This is a genomic window from Enterobacter cloacae complex sp. CDL013 (assembly GCF_049238805.1).
GTDB lineage: Bacteria > Pseudomonadota > Gammaproteobacteria > Enterobacterales > Enterobacteriaceae > Enterobacter > Enterobacter hormaechei_C.
Genome location: NZ_JBMKGT010000005.1, coordinates 110,674 through 126,302, shown reverse-complemented (window position 1 = coordinate 126,302; position 15,629 = coordinate 110,674). Strand labels below are relative to the sequence as shown.

At 53.0% G+C, this 15,629-nt stretch carries 17 protein-coding genes, 1 tRNA gene and 1 other RNA gene; 7 read left to right on the top strand and 12 right to left on the bottom strand.

Translation table 11 applies throughout. The annotated features are described in order from the left end of the window. Positions 1-33: 33 nt before the first annotated feature. Both mdoH and mdoG read right to left on the bottom strand, forming a co-directional pair. Positions 34-2,562, bottom strand: coding sequence for a glucans biosynthesis glucosyltransferase MdoH (mdoH, locus tag ACOTXD_RS11205; protein ID WP_061856370.1), 2,529 nt, complete (start codon positions 2,560-2,562; stop codon positions 34-36). Then, positions 2,555-4,108 carry a glucans biosynthesis protein MdoG gene (mdoG, locus tag ACOTXD_RS11200; protein ID WP_032608994.1) on the bottom strand — a complete coding sequence of 518 codons (1,554 nt, stop codon included), beginning with the start codon at positions 4,106-4,108 and terminating at the stop codon, positions 2,555-2,557. Before mdoG ends, mdoH begins: the two co-directional genes overlap by 8 nt. 255 nt (positions 4,109-4,363) lie before the next feature. Here mdoG and mdoC point away from each other — a divergent pair, with 255 nt between their 5' ends. Next, positions 4,364-5,503, top strand: coding sequence for a glucans biosynthesis protein MdoC (mdoC, locus tag ACOTXD_RS11195; protein ID WP_023315799.1), 1,140 nt, complete (start codon positions 4,364-4,366; stop codon positions 5,501-5,503). A gap of 41 nt (positions 5,504-5,544) precedes the next feature. On the opposite strand, the gene ymdB is transcribed toward mdoC, so the two are convergent. From ymdB to csgB, 5 genes are all read right to left on the bottom strand, one after another. Further along, the gene (ymdB, locus tag ACOTXD_RS11190; RefSeq protein ID WP_023324442.1) at positions 5,545-6,081 is read right to left on the bottom strand and encodes an O-acetyl-ADP-ribose deacetylase; all 537 of its coding nucleotides are present in this window, start codon (positions 6,079-6,081) and stop codon (positions 5,545-5,547) included. Between the two features lie 80 nt (positions 6,082-6,161). Further along, positions 6,162-6,482 carry a type 1 fimbrial protein gene (locus ACOTXD_RS11185; protein ID WP_003858038.1) on the bottom strand — a complete coding sequence of 107 codons (321 nt, stop codon included), beginning with the start codon at positions 6,480-6,482 and terminating at the stop codon, positions 6,162-6,164. A gap of 153 nt (positions 6,483-6,635) precedes the next feature. Continuing rightward, a complete protein-coding gene (csgC, locus tag ACOTXD_RS11180; RefSeq protein WP_003858040.1) occupies positions 6,636-6,968 on the bottom strand; it encodes a curli assembly chaperone CsgC in 333 nt (110 codons plus the stop codon). 56 nt (positions 6,969-7,024) lie between these two features. After that, entirely contained in the window at positions 7,025-7,480 is a 456-nt protein-coding gene (csgA, locus tag ACOTXD_RS11175) for a curli major subunit CsgA (RefSeq protein WP_003858043.1), read from the bottom strand. A 39-nt stretch (positions 7,481-7,519) separates the two neighbouring features. Then, positions 7,520-7,975, bottom strand: coding sequence for a curli minor subunit CsgB (gene csgB / locus ACOTXD_RS11170; protein WP_023315797.1), 456 nt, complete (start codon positions 7,973-7,975; stop codon positions 7,520-7,522). A 743-nt stretch (positions 7,976-8,718) separates the two neighbouring features. Here csgB and csgD point away from each other — a divergent pair. The 4 genes from csgD to csgG are packed head-to-tail and all read left to right on the top strand — an operon-like array spanning position 8,719 to position 11,066. Further along, complete coding sequence (gene csgD, locus ACOTXD_RS11165) at positions 8,719-9,369, top strand: biofilm master transcriptional regulator CsgD (protein ID WP_061856369.1); 651 nt, start codon at positions 8,719-8,721, stop codon at positions 9,367-9,369. 4 nt (positions 9,370-9,373) lie between these two features. Further along, a complete protein-coding gene (csgE, locus tag ACOTXD_RS11160) occupies positions 9,374-9,763 on the top strand; it encodes a curli production assembly/transport protein CsgE (RefSeq protein ID WP_003858052.1) in 390 nt (129 codons plus the stop codon). A 26-nt stretch (positions 9,764-9,789) separates the two neighbouring features. Then, entirely contained in the window at positions 9,790-10,206 is a 417-nt protein-coding gene (csgF, locus tag ACOTXD_RS11155) for a curli production assembly/transport protein CsgF (RefSeq protein ID WP_003858054.1), read from the top strand. A gap of 26 nt (positions 10,207-10,232) precedes the next feature. Further along, positions 10,233-11,066: a curli production assembly/transport protein CsgG gene (gene csgG / locus ACOTXD_RS11150; protein ID WP_061856368.1), complete on the top strand. Its 834-nt coding sequence runs from the start codon at positions 10,233-10,235 to the stop codon at positions 11,064-11,066. A gap of 43 nt (positions 11,067-11,109) precedes the next feature. Here the strand turns inward: csgG and ACOTXD_RS11145 are convergent, their stop codons facing one another. From ACOTXD_RS11145 to ghrA, 4 genes are all read right to left on the bottom strand, one after another. Continuing rightward, complete coding sequence (locus ACOTXD_RS11145) at positions 11,110-11,592, bottom strand: DUF1097 domain-containing protein (protein ID WP_072201885.1); 483 nt, start codon at positions 11,590-11,592, stop codon at positions 11,110-11,112. Between the two features lie 96 nt (positions 11,593-11,688). After that, positions 11,689-12,243, bottom strand: a complete 555-nt coding sequence (locus tag ACOTXD_RS11140; protein WP_061856367.1) for a TorD/DmsD family molecular chaperone — start codon at positions 12,241-12,243, stop codon at positions 11,689-11,691. A gap of 19 nt (positions 12,244-12,262) precedes the next feature. Further along, the gene (locus ACOTXD_RS11135) at positions 12,263-13,000 is read right to left on the bottom strand and encodes a phosphatase (protein WP_061856366.1); all 738 of its coding nucleotides are present in this window, start codon (positions 12,998-13,000) and stop codon (positions 12,263-12,265) included. Between the two features lie 84 nt (positions 13,001-13,084). Then, a complete protein-coding gene (gene ghrA, locus ACOTXD_RS11130; protein ID WP_003858063.1) occupies positions 13,085-14,023 on the bottom strand; it encodes a glyoxylate/hydroxypyruvate reductase GhrA in 939 nt (312 codons plus the stop codon). Positions 14,024-14,252: 229 nt separating this feature from the next. Between ghrA and ACOTXD_RS11125 the strand changes: the two genes are divergently transcribed. Both ACOTXD_RS11125 and ACOTXD_RS11120 read left to right on the top strand, forming a co-directional pair. After that, positions 14,253-14,340: transfer RNA gene (locus tag ACOTXD_RS11125), tRNA-Ser, on the top strand. Positions 14,341-14,382: 42 nt separating this feature from the next. Beyond that, a non-coding RNA gene (locus ACOTXD_RS11120) (RtT sRNA) lies at positions 14,383-14,520 on the top strand. Between the two features lie 131 nt (positions 14,521-14,651). Here ACOTXD_RS11120 and ACOTXD_RS11115 read toward each other — a convergent pair. Continuing rightward, on the bottom strand, positions 14,652-15,557 hold the full coding sequence (locus ACOTXD_RS11115) for a LysR family transcriptional regulator (protein ID WP_023324439.1): 906 nt from the start codon (positions 15,555-15,557) through the stop codon (positions 14,652-14,654). Positions 15,558-15,629 lie beyond the last annotated feature (72 nt).

Sequence of the window (15,629 nt, the reverse complement as noted above, 5' to 3'; positions counted from 1 at the left end):
GTGGCGCTTCGCTTACCCGCCCTACTTAACAACTTACTTCGCCTTCAGTGCCAGCGGATTCAGCTTAACGTCCTTATAGTAGTTCACCCACGAAGAGTATTTCTCCGGCGCGGACCACACGCGGTAGTGAAGCCGTGCCATCGTCACCGGATCGCTCAACAGCACCAGACGACGGTCGCGGTTAAGCTTTTCTGGCGTCTCGTTCAGCGCCTGCTCAACGTGGCGATCGCGGGCGATCTCCAGCACCTGGCTGGCGCGGTGACGCGCCGTCGCCATCGCGGTTGCCAGCGCGTTGAATGACGGGTTAAACACGGCGTGCATAAAGCCATCATCCAGCGTGCGTTTGCGGTTCTGCTCCAGATAGGTATCGGTATCCACCAGCACCTGCGGCGGAGAATACTCTTCCGGGATCAGGAACAGCTTCCAGCGTTTGGTACGCAGGCCCACCGTGGAACGGCTGGAGATCACCGACACAAACGGCGACAGGATCAGCGAGAAGACGATTGGCGCCAGCCAGAACAGGAAACGCAGATCCAGCCAGGCCATACCAACGGCCCACACCAGGCCCAGCAGCAGCTGAGAGCCGTGGCGCATAAAGGCCTCACTCCACGGCGTAGAGTCATCGTCACGCTGCGGTGAATTCCACACCACTTCCCATCCCAGGAACGCGCTCACCACAAACACCGTATGGAACAGCATACGCACCGGCGCCAGCAGGACCGAGAACAGCACTTCCAGCAACAGTGAAAGGGTCACGCGGCAGAAACCACCGTACTCCTTCGAACCTTTGCACCAGATCAGAATGATACTGAGCAGCTTAGGCAGGAACAGCAGCACCATGGTCGACGCGAACAGCGCAATCGCCAGCTCCGGACGCCACTGCGGCCACACCGGGAACAGCTGGCGCGGTTGCAGGAAGTATTGCGGCTCCGTCAGAGCATGCACAACCTGCAACGCGGTCGAGAGTGCCAGGAACATAAACCACAGCGGCGCAGACAGATAGGACATAACGCCCGTCAGGAACACCGCACGGTGAACAGGGTGCATCCCTTTCACCAGGAACAGGCGGAAGTTCATCAGGTTACCGTGACACCAGCGGCGGTCGCGTTTGAGCTCATCCAGCAGGTTCGGCGGCAGCTCTTCATACGAGCCAGGCAGATCGTAGGCAATCCAGACGCCCCACCCTGCACGACGCATCAGAGCAGCTTCCACAAAGTCATGCGACAGAATGGACCCGGCAAACGACCCTTCACCCGGCAGCGGCGCCAGGGCACAGTGCTCGATGAATGGCTTCACGCGGATAATGGCGTTGTGGCCCCAGTAGTGAGATTCACCCAGCTGCCAGAAGTGCAGACCGGCAGTAAACAGCGGCCCGTAGACGCGGGTCGCAAACTGCTGGCAGCGCGCATACAGCGTGTCCATACCTGACGCTTTTGGCGAGGACTGAATAATACCCGCGTTCGGGTTGGCTTCCATCAGACGGACCAGCCCGCTCAGGCAGTCGCCGCTCATCACGGAGTCCGCATCCAGTACCACCATGTAGCTGTATTGGTTACCCCAGCGACGACAGAAGTCATCAATGTTCCCGCTCTTACGCTTAACACGACGACGACGACGGCGGTAGAAGATCTGCCCTTCCCCCTGCACCTCGGCAATCAGCTCCATCCAGGCTTTTTGCTCTGCCACGCAAATATCCGGGTTGTAGCTGTCGCTCAGGATATAGACGTCGAAATGCGCCGCGTTACCGGTCGCCTTCACGGACTCCCAGGTGGCACGCAGCCCGGCGAATACGCGGTCAACGTCTTCGTTACAGATAGGCATGATCAGCGCGGTACGGTGCTCAGGATTGAGGGGTTCATCCCCGACCGTCGACGCGGAAATGCTGTATTTGTCACGCCCCATCAGCAGTTGCAGGAAGCCCATCAGCGCCGTCCAGAACCCGGCGGAGACCCAACAGAACAGCACGGCGAACAGCAGAAGAATGCCGCTCTGTAAAATATACGGCAGCAGCTGCATGAAGGAGACCCAGATATCCTGGCCAATCATGTCAGCAGGGTTAATCAACGCCCAGCCCTGGTACGGCAGAATGGTTTTCATGTACCAGGTGGCGACAACCGTCTGCGCCAGCGTCAGCAGCAGCAGAATGTAACGACGAATCGTTCCTACGGTACGCCATTTCTGCTCGGAGGCCTGCTGTTCTTTGGTCAGACGTGACAGATAGCGCGGTGTCACGTCACGCCCACGCAGACGATCCCAGAAGCGGCCCACCGGGTTGGTGCGCCACGGATCGGGGAACATGGAGGAACGCGTGGCCTTCGGCATCGCCTGTAACTGGTCACGCCCTTCGTCATCCTTGATTAACTGCCCTTCTGCCAGCGAGTCCGGCCATGCCTGCTCCAGACGTGCCTTCACTGACCCCAGCGGCGTATCATCATCACGGGAAAAATGACGATGTTCACCATCCAGCGCGGTGTGAACCGCGCGGATGTCGCTCGCAGGGAGCGCCGCTTTTTCAATGTCCGTCAGCGGCATGGCATCAATATATTCAGATGTATTATTCATTGGCAGGTAGCTGATAGCTCCAGGTTTCACTCAGCGGCTTATCGTTACTGACCAGCGCGGCGCGCATTTCAGTGGTCTGTTTCGGATCCTTCACCTTCACGCGCAGGGTCAAACGCCACCCTTTGGTGACCGGGTTGTACCGCACGGCGTTTTCAACGATTTCACCGTTATCGCCAATGCTGGCCTGTGCCGTCACGGCAGTATCCGGCGCCAGTTTTTTCATATCCTGCCCGGCGAAGTCCACGATAAATGCCAGCGTGCCATCCGGCTGACGAATCAGGTTGGACTGCTTCACATCACCCGTTGAACGACGCGTCTGCATCACATACGCGTTATCCGGTGCGTGCAACTTGTCTTCGTCACGGCTGAAGGTAATCGCATACTTGAAGTTCATCTCTTTACCGGCTTCAGGCAGCTGATCCGGTGTCCAGTACGCCACGATGTTATCGTTGGTTTCATCGTTGGTTGGAATTTCAACCAGCTCAACCTTACCTTTACCCCAGTCGCCTTTCGGCGTAACCCAGGCGCTTGGGCGCAGATCGTAGCGGTCATCCAGATCTTCAAAGCGGGAGAACTGACGGCCACGTTGCAGCAGACCAAAGCCCTGCGGGTTTTCCATCGCAAAGCTGCTGACCGCGAGGTGTTTCGGGTTGTTCAGCGGACGCCAGATCCACTCGCCGTTACCGGCATGGATGGAGAGGCCATTGGAATCATGCAGTTCAGGACGGAAATTGGTCGCCGGAGATGGCTGGTTCGGCCCAAACAGGAACATACTGGTCAGCGGTGCGACGCCCAGTTTGCCCACTTTATCGCGCAGGTAAACTTTAGACTGCACGTCAACCACCGTGTCACGCCCTGGCATGATCACGAAGCGATAAGCGCCGGTCGCACGAGGGGAGTCCAGCAGCGCATAAATTGTCAGACGTTTGTCGGTTGGTTTTGGACGTTCGATCCAGAACTCGCGAAAACGTGGAAATTCTTCACCTGATGGCAGCGCGGTATCAATTGCCAGACCGCGCGCAGAAAGCCCGTACACCTGCCCCGCGCCAATCACGCGGAAGTAGCTGGCGCCAAGCATGCTGACGATTTCATCGTTTTTATCTTTGCTGTTAATCGGATAAAGCACCTTGAAGCCTGCGAAGCCGAGGTCTTTCACCGTGTCTTTATCGTGTTGCACATCGCCAAAATTGAAGTAATCCGGGCTGTACTTGATTTTGCGTACCGCGGTCGCCGTCACTTCATTGATGGCAACTGGCGTGTCGAAGTACATACCCTGGTGGTAAAATTCAAGCTTGAACGGGGTTTTAATATTGTTCCAGTACGCTTTATCGTGATTGAACTGGATCTGCTGATAGTCCGCGTATTTCATGTCGCGGAAAACGGAGGGCAGGTTACTTTTTGGCGCTTCGTAGCTCTTGCCCGCCATCGATTTTGCCTGTTTTGCGACATCATCGATGTTAAAGGCCAGTGCAGATGAGGTATACAGTGACAACAGCACTGCTACACCCAACCAACGCATTTTCATCATTTGTGGTTTATGTTTCATAATAAGTAAGCACTTCCCCCTTTGTGTGCTTATATCGATCCGATCCATTTTAATGGAAACTCAGGCAATCCGACAACATTATCACTGCTTTGTTCAGCTCGCTGGCTCATGGATTAAGCAAATGAAAGAACCCGCTTTTCACTTTGCGTGCTTATCCTGGAGACAGGGTGTCGGTCTTGGTGTAGGGTTGGCTCCGAATGTAACCATTATGAGCCTTAGGGATAAGGCGAAAAGTCTGAGAATGCGCAAAGTTATATGAGCACAACCCCTGTACAACGTGAATATTTCCTCGACTCGATCCGCGCATGGCTCATGCTATTGGGGATCCCTTTTCATATTTCACTGATCTATTCCAGCCACACCTGGCACGTGAACAGCCAGATGCCCTCCTGGTGGCTGACGCTGTTTAATGATTTTATCCATGCCTTCCGCATGCAGGTGTTTTTTGTTATTTCCGGTTATTTCTCTTACATGCTCTTCTTGCGCTATCCCCTCAAGCGATGGTGGAAAGTGCGCGTGGAGCGCGTGGGCATACCGATGTTGACGGCCATTCCGCTGCTGACGCTGCCGCAGTTCATCATGTTGCAGCATGTTAAAGGCAAGGCGGAAAACTGGCCGAATCTCTCCTTCTATGAGAAATACAACACCCTGGTCTGGGAGCTTATTTCCCACCTCTGGTTCCTGCTGGTACTGGTGGTGCTAACCACGGTGAGTTTGCTGATCTTCAGCCAGCTGCGTCAGCGCGCGAGCACCACATCCTCGACCTTCTTCGCCAACATCACCCTGGGCAAGCTGTCGCTGCTGTTTCTTGCGCTGGGGGTCGCGTATGCCGCCATCAGGCGTACCCTGCTCATTGTCTACCCTCCCATTCTGAGCGATGGGCTGTTTAATTTCGTGGTGATGCAGACCCTGTTCTACATTCCCTTCTTCCTGATTGGGGCGCTGGCATTTATTCATCCCCGGCTTAAAGCGCTGTTTACCACCCCCTCCCCCTGGTGTGCGGTGGGTGCTGCGCTGGCCTTTGCCGCCTATCTTCTCAATCAGCGCTATGGCAGCGGGGACGCGTGGATGTATGAAACAGAGAGCGTTATAACGATGCTGATGGGCCTGTGGATGGTGAACGTGGTGTTCGCCCTTGGCCATCGTCTGCTGAATTTTAAATCCAGTCGCGTCACCTATTTCGTTAATGCTTCGCTGTTTATCTACCTGGTTCACCATCCGCTGACGCTGTTTTTCGGGGCGTACATTACGCCGCATATCGCCTCGAATGCGCTGGGCTTCTTCACCGGCCTGGTCTTTGTGGTTGGCATTGCCATCGTGTTGTATGAAATCCACCTGCGGATCCCGCTTTTGCGTTTCCTGTTCTCAGGCAAACCTCAGGTTAAAGCGGGATAACAAAACGGCGCCTCCAGGGCGCCGTTTTTGCACTTCAGACATCAAAATGCCTGGCTGCGCGCGGTCAAAATCCGCTGATACAGGTCGGCGGTGTGCTCATCGAAACAGACAAAAATGACTTTTTCCGGCATGGGTTTGAGGGAAAGGTAGTGATAAACGGTATTCACGGCGATCGTAGCTGCCGCTTCCTTTGGATAGCCGAACACCCCGGTGCTAATGGCGGGGAACGCCATGGTCTTATACCCGTTATCCGCCGCAAGCCGCAGGCAGTTACGATACGCCTGCTCCAGAATCTCAGCCTCATGGCGGTCGCCACCGTGCCAGACGGGTCCAACGGTATGGATCACCGCTTTGGCCGGGAGATCGCCCGCAAGCGTAATAACAGCATGCCCCGGCGGGCACTCTCCCTGCTGCTGACGCACGGTTTTGCATGCTTCAAGGAGTTGAGGGCCTGCGGCCCGGTGAATGGCACCGTCCACCCCGCCACCACCCATCAGGGAGGAATTGGCTGCGTTGACGATCACGTCAACGCGCACCGTCGTGATATCGCCATGAATAACGTCGATTTGCGGTCTCATAAACACCCTCTGCAACCCGCCTTTTTCACCAGTGTATCGCAGAGGGAGAAGGAGAAAAACTGCCGCGAAAAAAACGTCGGTTAGCGGTAATCCACCTGAACGACCGCAAGCGTTTTCTGTTCATTCAGGTATTTCATGCTGACAGCGGCCAGAGCTGAATGAGGATGATGGCCCCGGAGCGCCTCGTCATAACTGATGGTATGCGTTTTCATACGGTTATTTTCCGGACAGGAGATCGCAAACTGCTGATGCCGGGGCGTGACTTCGCACGGGTCAGCGACCACCGCGCCACGAAAATGAATCACCCCACCATTTTCTATAGTTGCTGAATAAGCCGGAGAAAAAAAAGAGGACAGGATCAGTCCCAGACCAGAAATAATACACGCTGCGGATTTGAACATTATTTGTACTCCTCAATGAAATTCGTCCTTGAGGGGTAAAAACGCTCCGTTATGAAGTATCAATTTAAGCAACCCGATGACTGGGTTCTTGATATCAGCATAGCTTACCTGTGCAGCGCCGCCACTTTATTAAATCATTGATTTCATGAATTATTAAAGCGCACTTACCGGTGCGTTCCACTGCTGTGATAAATGAAGCGATTTTCCATCGGAAACGGTGACGATTATTTTTACCGCATCCCCTGAGCGAATATTTAAACTGATTCGCGTTAAATCAATCGGCTGATTAGCGGGTATAAAAAGAGTATTTTTCTGCCGCGATGTACTTTGTCCCCCCTGCCCCTGTCGGACAGATAACACCTCAACCTGACATTCGCAAGCGTCTGCCAGCGTGACCTGAGGAATAATGGTTGTCATATTTGCCTGCTGTGAGGTGCTGAACGTTATCTGGCTGGCAAGCGCGGCAAGGAGAATGAAGGTGCTCATGAGATCCTCCCGAAAAAAAACAGGGCGCATGCCCTGTTTTTTGGTACAGAAATGAATCAGTACTGGTGTGCGGTCGCGTTGTTGCCAAAGCCAACCTGGTGCACAGTCACCGTTGAGCCGGACGCTGTCTGGTCTACCGCCGCGCCGTTGCCGCCGCCGAACTGTTTCACGTTGATAACAGAGTCTTTGCTATTCCACTGGTCGATGGTGGCGCTGTTACCAAAGCCTTTTTGCAGCAGATCGATAGAACTGTCATCAGAGCCCTGGCCAACATCTGCGCCGTTACCACCACCATGCTGGGTAATGGTCAATTCAGAATCTCGGGCGTCCGTCTGCAAAGCAAGCGCGGAGTTACCGCCGCCGTACTGGTAAATGCTCAGGGTTGAGTCAGGGCCGTTATTGCCGCCACCCCAGCCACCACCGTGGCCGCCGCCAAATTGTGGTACCGCACCTGCGAAAGCACTGCCAGAAACTACGATTGCTGCAATAACTGCCACTTTGAAAAGTTTCATGGTAAACCCCCATCGGATTGATTAAGGCGTCACACATCGCTAACGTTGAATAACGCGAATAGCCATTTGCGACTGTCTCTGTACTACAACTGCTGTTTTCTGCGTACCATACTGCGTTATATTCGCCCTGTTACCCGAGCCTTTCTGGATAATCATGGCGGTGTTGCCAAAAGCGCCCTGCTTAATACTCGCATCGTTGCCGTTGCCGGTCTGATCGATATAAGCAAGGTTATACGTCCCTGACTGATCAACATTCGCGCGGTTATTCCCGCCCTCCTGAGAAATAACGGACAGCAATTTAGAACCGCCCTGGCGTACATCAGAATTATTTCCTGAACCCTGTTGACCAATAATGGCTGCCTGATTGTATGAAGCTTTACTTAATTCATTTATCGCAAAATTATATTCAGAACTGGCTAAATCTGAATCACCTGCGATTACAAACCCAGGCGCACCCAGTAATGTAAACATCATAAACAACGTTTTGTTTTTCATGCTGTCACCCTGGACCTGGCTATAAAAAAGTATCTCTTGCTCCGTTAACGCGATTCGTTTTGTTAACGCCGCGTTACGGAAAAGAGTATGTCTGCCGAAACATGTTTAATATCTCACCCGTGCGCCTTATTTTTATATTCTCCTTCACCTCAAAGTCGTAAATCTCGCCTGAAACGACGGGATACACGCCTAAAGCAGAAACCAAAAATGTCTTCCTGCGCTTGTACAACAGCGAGACAGACTGTCCAACCTGCACCGGCTTCTTCAGACAAAAAAGACAATGCCCTTTGCCACGCGCGTGACACGAAGCAAGTTTTCTTAAGAAAAAATTCTGGCTTAGGGAAGTCTTATGTTTTTAGCAGAGATCATACTTTTTATCGGCTGGCTTAGAATAATACAAAGCCAAATAATTCAACCCATTATAATATACTTTATGGTTTTTCAAATCTGTGCACGTTTATACACATGTACAACTTTCCCCTTATCTTAAAATCTATTAGCCCTGCAATATACACAAATTAATATCGAATTTTACATTCTGTTACACGATTAACACTTGCTTTAAAGTTTGCAATAGCTAGATTGAAAACAGCAGTACGTTATTTGTTTTTAATTTTACCGCCTCCTTTGGAGGAAGGTTTTTTAACTACACACAGCAGTGCCACACCTGTCAGTACCTCTGGTGCCCTTTTCAATAATACGAGGGCAACTGCCGGGTGTCATAAATAACGTGGGGTTTCATCATGTTTAATGAAGTCCATAGCTTACCCGGTCATACATTATTGTTGATCACAAAACCTTCCTTACAAGCGACAGCGTTATTGCAGCATTTAAAGCAATGCCTGTCTCTTAACGGGAAACTGCATAATATTCAACGTTCTTTTGATGATATCGCTTCTGGCAGCATCATTCTTCTCGATATGATGGAAGCGGATAAAAAACTCATTCATTACTGGCAAGATAATTTAAGCAGGAAAAACAATAATATCCGCGTATTGTTATTAAATACGCCTGATGAGTATCCTTTCCCCGAAATTGAGAGCTGGCCGCATATTAACGGCGTGTTTTACGTCACTGAAGAAGAAAACCGTGTCGTGGAGGGTTTGCAGGGCATATTGCGGGGGGAGTGTTATTTCTCGCAGAAACTGGCCAGCTACCTCATTACCCACTCCGGAAATTATCGCTATAACAGTTCGGAATCGGCCCTTCTGACGCACCGTGAGAAAGAGATCCTGAACAAACTGCGTATTGGTGCTTCAAATATTGAAATCGCCCGTTCGTTATTTATCAGCGAAAATACGGTTAAGACGCATCTTTATAATCTTTTCAAAAAGATAGCTGTTAAAAATCGCACGCAGGCGGTGTCGTGGGCAAACGATAACCTCAGGCGTTAATAGCATGAAACGCACCTTAAGTTGGATTGCCGCCGCAGGCATTATGCTTGCTGCCGGAAACCTTCAGGCTGTTGAGGTAGAAGTTCCCGGACTGTTAACCGACCACACCGTCACCTCTGTCGGACACGATTTTTATCGTGCCTTCAGCGATAAGTGGGAAAGCGATTATCCGGGTAACTTAACCATCAACGAACGGCCCAGTGCGCGGTGGGGAAGCTGGATCACAATAACCGCTAATCAGGACGTTATTTACCAGACTTTTTTATTCCCAACGAAAAGAGACTTCGATCAGAACGTCGCTTTCGCGCTGGCACAAACAGAAGAAGCTATTAACCGCCTACAGTTAGACAAAGCCCTTTTGAGCACAGGCGATTTAGCAAAAGATGAGTTCTAACAACGATACCAATTTCGGAGGCTGTAATGCGTCTCGCACACACAGTGATTTCGTTAATGCTCATTGCGCCGTTGAGCTGGGCCGGAAATATGACATTCCAGTTCCGCAACCCTAATTTTGGCGGCAACCCGAATAACGGAGCCTTTATGCTTAACCAGGCTCAGGCTCAAAACTCCTATAAAGACCCCAGCTATGACGATGATTTCGGTATCGAGACCCCGTCAGCCCTGGATAATTTTACTCAGGCCATCCAGTCGCAAATATTAGGTGGCTTATTAACTAACATTAATACCGGAAAACCCGGCCGGATGGTCACTAACGACTTTATCGTCGATATTGCCAATAAAGACGGGCAGCTTCAGTTAAATGTGACAGACCGAAAAACCGGTAAAACGTCGACAATCCAGGTTTCCGGTTTGCAGACCAGTTCAACTGATTTCTAAACAACCCCGAAATAAGGACAATTATTATGCAGCGCTTTTTTATTTTAGTTGCAGTGTGCTTATTAAGCGGTTGTTTAACTGCCCCGCCAAAAGAAGCCGCTAAACCCACCCTGATGCCTCGTGCCCAGAGCTATCGGGATCTGACGCATCTGCCGGTCCCAACCGGAAAGATATTCGTCTCGGTGTATAACATTCAGGATGAGACGGGTCAGTTCAAACCGTATCCGGCCAGTAACTTCTCGACAGCCGTACCGCAGAGCGCCACCGCGATGCTGGTTACCGCCCTGAAAGATTCTCGCTGGTTTATCCCGCTGGAACGTCAGGGGCTGCAAAACCTGCTTAACGAACGAAAAATCATTCGTGCCGCGCAGGAGAATGGTACCGTTGGCGTCAATAACCGCATGCCGCTACAGTCTCTCACCGCAGCCAATATCATGGTGGAAGGCTCGATTATCGGCTACGAAAGTAACGTGAAATCGGGTGGCGCGGGTGCGCGTTACTTTGGCATCGGGGCCGACACGCAGTATCAGCTGGACCAGATTGCCGTCAACCTGCGCGTGGTTAACGTGAGCACGGGTGCGATATTATCCTCGGTGACCACCAGCAAAACGATTCTCTCTTATGAAGTGCAGGCCGGGGTATTCCGCTTTATCGATTACCAGCGTCTGCTGGAGGGTGAAATTGGCTATACCTCTAACGAGCCGGTCATGCTGTGTCTGATGTCGGCCATCGAAACCGGCGTGATTTTCCTCATTAATGACGGTATCGATCGCGGCTTGTGGGATCTTCAGAATAAAAGTGACGTGAGTAATGCGGTGCTGGTGAAATATCGTGAGATGTCGGTGCCGCCAGAGTCATAATCAGCGGCGCATAAAAAAGGCGAGAATTCCGTCTCGCCTTTTTTTATTTACTTACCGCAGGAACGCTCTGGCTCTTCTCGCGTCGGGCCGCAAGCCAGAGGCCGCTGTTCTTCATGGCGTAGCCAAACAGTAACCCCAGCATGAGCGAAGGGACCACCAGCTTCCAGTCCCCCTGCCCTGCAAAGGTCGCGCAGGCACCCATGAATGTGCCGGGCACAAAGGACAACAGCAGATGTTTTGCCTGAACGCACATCAGGAAGGCCACAATGCCGGTCATGGCGTACCCCAGGATTTCCACATGCGGCGCCAGCGCGCTGCCTTTCATAATGACCAGCGCCCAGACCACGCCACTCAGTAACGTGCAGCCTGAAATAAAGAGCCCTTTGAGACCACCCTGCGGGCAGGCGAAATAGGCCGTGCAGCCAAGAAAACCAGCCCAGCTCAACAAGCCGAGAGAGACAGCCACCCAACCCCAAAGGCCGGAGAGGATGCCAGTCGTGATTGCAATACAAAGTAATATGTTCATGGTGCGCATCTTAGCAGATGCGCACCTTAGAAATGAGATCAGAAGCACATTACGTGCAAGTTGAAATGTATCGTTGCAGGATTTTTGTGATTCAAGTCACTCTTTGTTCTCTTCTTCCAGCTCGTCCCACATAGCAGCGATAGCGTCACGCGTCAGCGGAGCCAGCGTTCTCCAGAATGGCGAGGTAGCGTGGGCTTCCACTTTACCCAGGAAGGTGCCAACCCACGGCAGCAGATACGTTTCGAACAGGGTTTCAATCGCCTCGTTCTCATCATCACCTGCATTATCTTCAATCCAGGAGGCCGCCAGCAGCAGGGTACCGATATGATCGGCAGGCATATCCGTCAGCGGCATGCCGCGTTCTGAAAGAAACGCCCGAACCTCCGCTTCGGTCGCACCTTCCTGCCAGGCAGAACGATACGGCGACACGCGACACTCTTCCCCCACAAACAGCGCGTTGTAATCCGTTGAAATCTGCTGCATATCGCAGCTTTTTTGCAAACGTTCCAGCAATTCATCCTGTTCCAGCGGCCAGCTCTGCGCCAGTTTACCTTCACGAATCAGGGTAAACAGCGGAACCAGCAGCGGATCCTGCGGCTGGCGGTAATATAAGGTGCCCAGCACGCGGCAAAGGATGGAAAACTCATTCATGTTTTTATTCCGTTATTAATTAAAGATCGGCAAATTCATCAATCGGCGCCATGCCGCGCGACTCAAGGAAGTCGAGCATACGACGCGGCGTGACGTTCAGGATCTGTTCTTCCGGGAAATTCACGTCCCGCAATATTTTCAGGCACTCGCTGAAATCCCCCAGCGTGAAGGCCGTGTGTGAATCAGAGCCCAGCGCCACCATGCCGCCCGCGTCACGCACGGCCGCCGCCACTTCGCGGCAGTTGGCTTCACTGCCCTTACGCGAGTGAACAAAGGAGGAGTTGTTAATCTCCAGCGCCACGCGGTGCTTCGCTGCCGCCTGCGCCACGGCCTGAATATCAATCGGGTATTTCGGATTTCCCGGGTGGCTGATAATGTGCACGTTGCCGCTTGCAATAGTGGCAATCATCGCTGCGGTGTTGGTCTCTTTATCCTGGGGCGCAAAGACCGGCTCATGGAAGCCAGCGAGGATCAGATCTAAAGAGGTCAGCATCGGGCCGGTGCAGTCAATTCCACCGTCGGTATTTTTGATGTTCGCTTCGATGCCGCGCAGTATCCCAATACCGTCCACCAGGCGTGGCCAGATACGCATATTCACAAAATGCCAGTAGTGCGGCGCATCCGCCATATCCGGACCGTGATCGGTTATCGCAAACAGTTTGATGCCTTTCAGCTTCGCCTGAGCGATATAATCATGGAGGTTACTGTAAGCGTGGGTACTGGCGACGGTGTGCATATGCAGGTCAACGGGATACATCTTTCTCTCCTCTGCGGTTTTTCCAAAGGATAGCAGTTATCAGCGGCGAATATTAGCAAAAACCCGGCGAACGCCGGGTTTCTCTCAGTAGCCTCGCTGTCTGTCGACCTGTCCGGTCACCGCGTTACCCTTCTCTATTTCGCTGATGGTATGCGAGATGTACGCCACGGCCTCCGCCGGTCGCGTCACGGCCGCAATATGGGGCGTCATCGCCACGCGCGGATGTGCCCAGAGCGGGCTGTCTTTTGGCAGCGGTTCGCGGCTATACACATCCAGCATTGCGCCTTTCAGTTTACCGCTATCCAGCGCTTTCAGCAGATCGTCTTCCACAACGTGTACCCCGCGCGCCAGGTTCATTAAGTAGCTGTCTTCTGCCAACTGGTTGAGGAGCGTGCCATTGATAATGCCGACCGTTTCCGCCGTATTCGGCAGCAGGTTAATGAGGACGCGAGTCCCTTTCAGGAACGCCGGGAGTTCGTCCGTTCCGGCAAAGCTCTCGACGCCCGGATACTCCTTACGGCTCCGGCTCCAGCAGCGCAGTGGGAAGCCCCACGGTGCGAGCGCTTCGGCGACTTTCGAACCCAGTACACCCGCGCCGAGGATGCCGATGGTGAAATCTTCACGCTGATAATCCGGAAGCGGTTCCCAGTGGGATTGCTGTTTAAACGCCTGATAATCGTCGAAACGGCGGAACCAGTGCAGCACCTGGCTCACGGCATATTCCTGCATCTGCTGCCCCATACCGGTATCTTCCAGACGAAACAGGGGAATATCTTCCGGCAGCATTTCAGGGTGTGCCTTCAGCTTACTGAGAATGGAATCCACCCCCGCACCAAGAGCAAATACCGCCTTCAAACGGCGTCCCTGAAGCATTTCGACCGGGGGATGCCAGACCAGCGCGTAGTCGGCATGTTCATTATCGCCCTGTTTCCATTCGCGAACGCGTGAGCCAGGCAGTGCCGCCGTAAGCGCATTAATCCAGTAAGCCGTATCAAAAGTGGGGTGATAGAAGATAATATCCATAGTCATTGCCTTTTATTGCACTGTTTTATTTTCATTTTCAACTGGCTTGCCAGCATAACAAATTTATCGCTAAACCGCGTTGCTGATAAAAGAGGCGCATTTCGCACATTTCGGAATCAGGTTGCCTGAAGTTTGTCTAAACACGCTAAATTACTGAAAAAGTGGGTTGACGGCAGTACGGCTTTTACTTACATTAGCGCCCGTCCCGACAACAACGGGATGACAATATGGTGAGGTGTCCGAGTGGCTGAAGGAGCACGCCTGGAAAGTGTGTATACGGCAACGTATCGGGGGTTCGAATCCCCCCCTCACCGCCATATTCATGATGAGAGCTCGTACGAAAGTACGGGCTTTTTTCTTTTATATTCTCGTAAGGGGGGATGAGACCCCCCGACCGGGGTTCGGCAACTGGCGACAGCCAGTTGGACAGACTGAGAGCGTAGCGAACAGGCTGCCCGAAGGGCGAGCGAAGCGAGTCAATCCCCCCCTCACCGCCATATTTGAAAAAGAGCTCGCATGAAAATGCGGGCTTTTTTTTCACATGTTGCACGCCTGTGGGGGATTCGAACTTTGCAGCCCCTGCGGTAATTGTGTCGGGTGGCGCTACGCTTACCCGACCTACAAAAAGCTAGTCTTCAACCATCTTTGCATACTCTTCGGTGAGAAAATCCACCAGCGTCCTGACCGATGGCAGCAGGCCGCGCCGGGAAGGATACACCGCATGGATCACTTCCCGTCTGGGTTCCCAGGCATTCAGCACCCGAACAAGTTCACCTGAAGCCAGCTGATCCTTCACCATCAAAATGGGCAGCTGTACCACGCCCACGCCCGCCATCGCTGCCTCCCGCAGCGCCAGCATGTCGGTAGTCACCAGGCGCGGCGTGAAGTGAATTTCTGCCTTTGCGCCCTCCGGACCGTTCAATTCCCACTTATGCAGGTGCTTGCCCGCCCCCATACTTAACCCCGGCCACTCGCTGAGTTCAGAGGGCATCGCCGGGTTGCCCATCCGTTCAATCAGTGCCGGCCCGGCAACCAGACAGTGTCCCCTGTCCGCCAGCACCCTTAATACCAGATCGCTGTCATCAAACGGGCGCGGACGAACGCGGATCGCCACATCCACCCCCTCCGCCACCAGATCGACCCGGCGGTTGGTGGCTTCGAGCTGAAGGTTGATCCCCGGATAGCGCGCCATAAACCGCGCCAGCATGGGCCCCACGTGAACGTGCAGCAAGGTGACAGGACAGGTGATCCGGACCATACCACGCGGCTCAGCCTGTAAAGCAGCCACCGCCTCCTCCGCAGCTTCAGCCTCCACCAGCATAGCTTTACAGTGCTGATAGAATGTCTGCCCCACCTCCGTCACCGCAAACTGCCGCGTGGTACGTTGTATCAACCGAACACCCAGGCGTTCCTCCAGCTGCGCAATCCGACGGCTCAGTTTCGACTTAGGCTGATCGAGCGCCCGACCCGCCGCTGCAAAGCCGCCATGCTCCACCACCTTCACAAACCATACGAAATCATTGAGGTCCTGCATACGCCTCCATTGTTCCATTTAAGGAACAGTGAATGTCATTTTTGCTATCTACCGGGATATTAACCCTGAATA

Bases quoted from the DNA above. Each gene is read 5' to 3' on its own strand.
- ymdB (WP_023324442.1), bottom strand. From the start codon at position 6,081: ATGAGACCGCAAATCGACGTTATTCATGGCGATATCACGACGGTGCGC.
- ACOTXD_RS11115 (WP_023324439.1), bottom strand. From the start codon at position 15,557: ATGCAGGACCTCAATGATTTCGTATGGTTTGTGAAGGTGGTGGAGCAT.
- mdoH (WP_061856370.1), bottom strand. From the start codon at position 2,562: ATGAATAATACATCTGAATATATTGATGCCATGCCGCTGACGGACATT.
- csgF (WP_003858054.1), top strand. From the start codon at position 9,790: ATGCGTCTCGCACACACAGTGATTTCGTTAATGCTCATTGCGCCGTTG.
- ACOTXD_RS11185 (WP_003858038.1), bottom strand. From the start codon at position 6,482: ATGTTCAAATCCGCAGCGTGTATTATTTCTGGTCTGGGACTGATCCTG.
- ghrA (WP_003858063.1), bottom strand. From the start codon at position 14,023: ATGGATATTATCTTCTATCACCCCACTTTTGATACGGCTTACTGGATT.
- mdoC (WP_023315799.1), top strand. From the start codon at position 4,364: ATGAGCACAACCCCTGTACAACGTGAATATTTCCTCGACTCGATCCGC.
- csgD (WP_061856369.1), top strand. From the start codon at position 8,719: ATGTTTAATGAAGTCCATAGCTTACCCGGTCATACATTATTGTTGATC.
- csgB (WP_023315797.1), bottom strand. From the start codon at position 7,975: ATGAAAAACAAAACGTTGTTTATGATGTTTACATTACTGGGTGCGCCT.
- csgE (WP_003858052.1), top strand. From the start codon at position 9,374: ATGAAACGCACCTTAAGTTGGATTGCCGCCGCAGGCATTATGCTTGCT.
- ACOTXD_RS11140 (WP_061856367.1), bottom strand. From the start codon at position 12,243: ATGAATGAGTTTTCCATCCTTTGCCGCGTGCTGGGCACCTTATATTAC.
- ACOTXD_RS11145 (WP_072201885.1), bottom strand. From the start codon at position 11,592: ATGAACATATTACTTTGTATTGCAATCACGACTGGCATCCTCTCCGGC.
- csgC (WP_003858040.1), bottom strand. From the start codon at position 6,968: ATGAGCACCTTCATTCTCCTTGCCGCGCTTGCCAGCCAGATAACGTTC.
- ACOTXD_RS11135 (WP_061856366.1), bottom strand. From the start codon at position 13,000: ATGTATCCCGTTGACCTGCATATGCACACCGTCGCCAGTACCCACGCT.
- mdoG (WP_032608994.1), bottom strand. From the start codon at position 4,108: ATGAAACATAAACCACAAATGATGAAAATGCGTTGGTTGGGTGTAGCA.
- csgA (WP_003858043.1), bottom strand. From the start codon at position 7,480: ATGAAACTTTTCAAAGTGGCAGTTATTGCAGCAATCGTAGTTTCTGGC.
- csgG (WP_061856368.1), top strand. From the start codon at position 10,233: ATGCAGCGCTTTTTTATTTTAGTTGCAGTGTGCTTATTAAGCGGTTGT.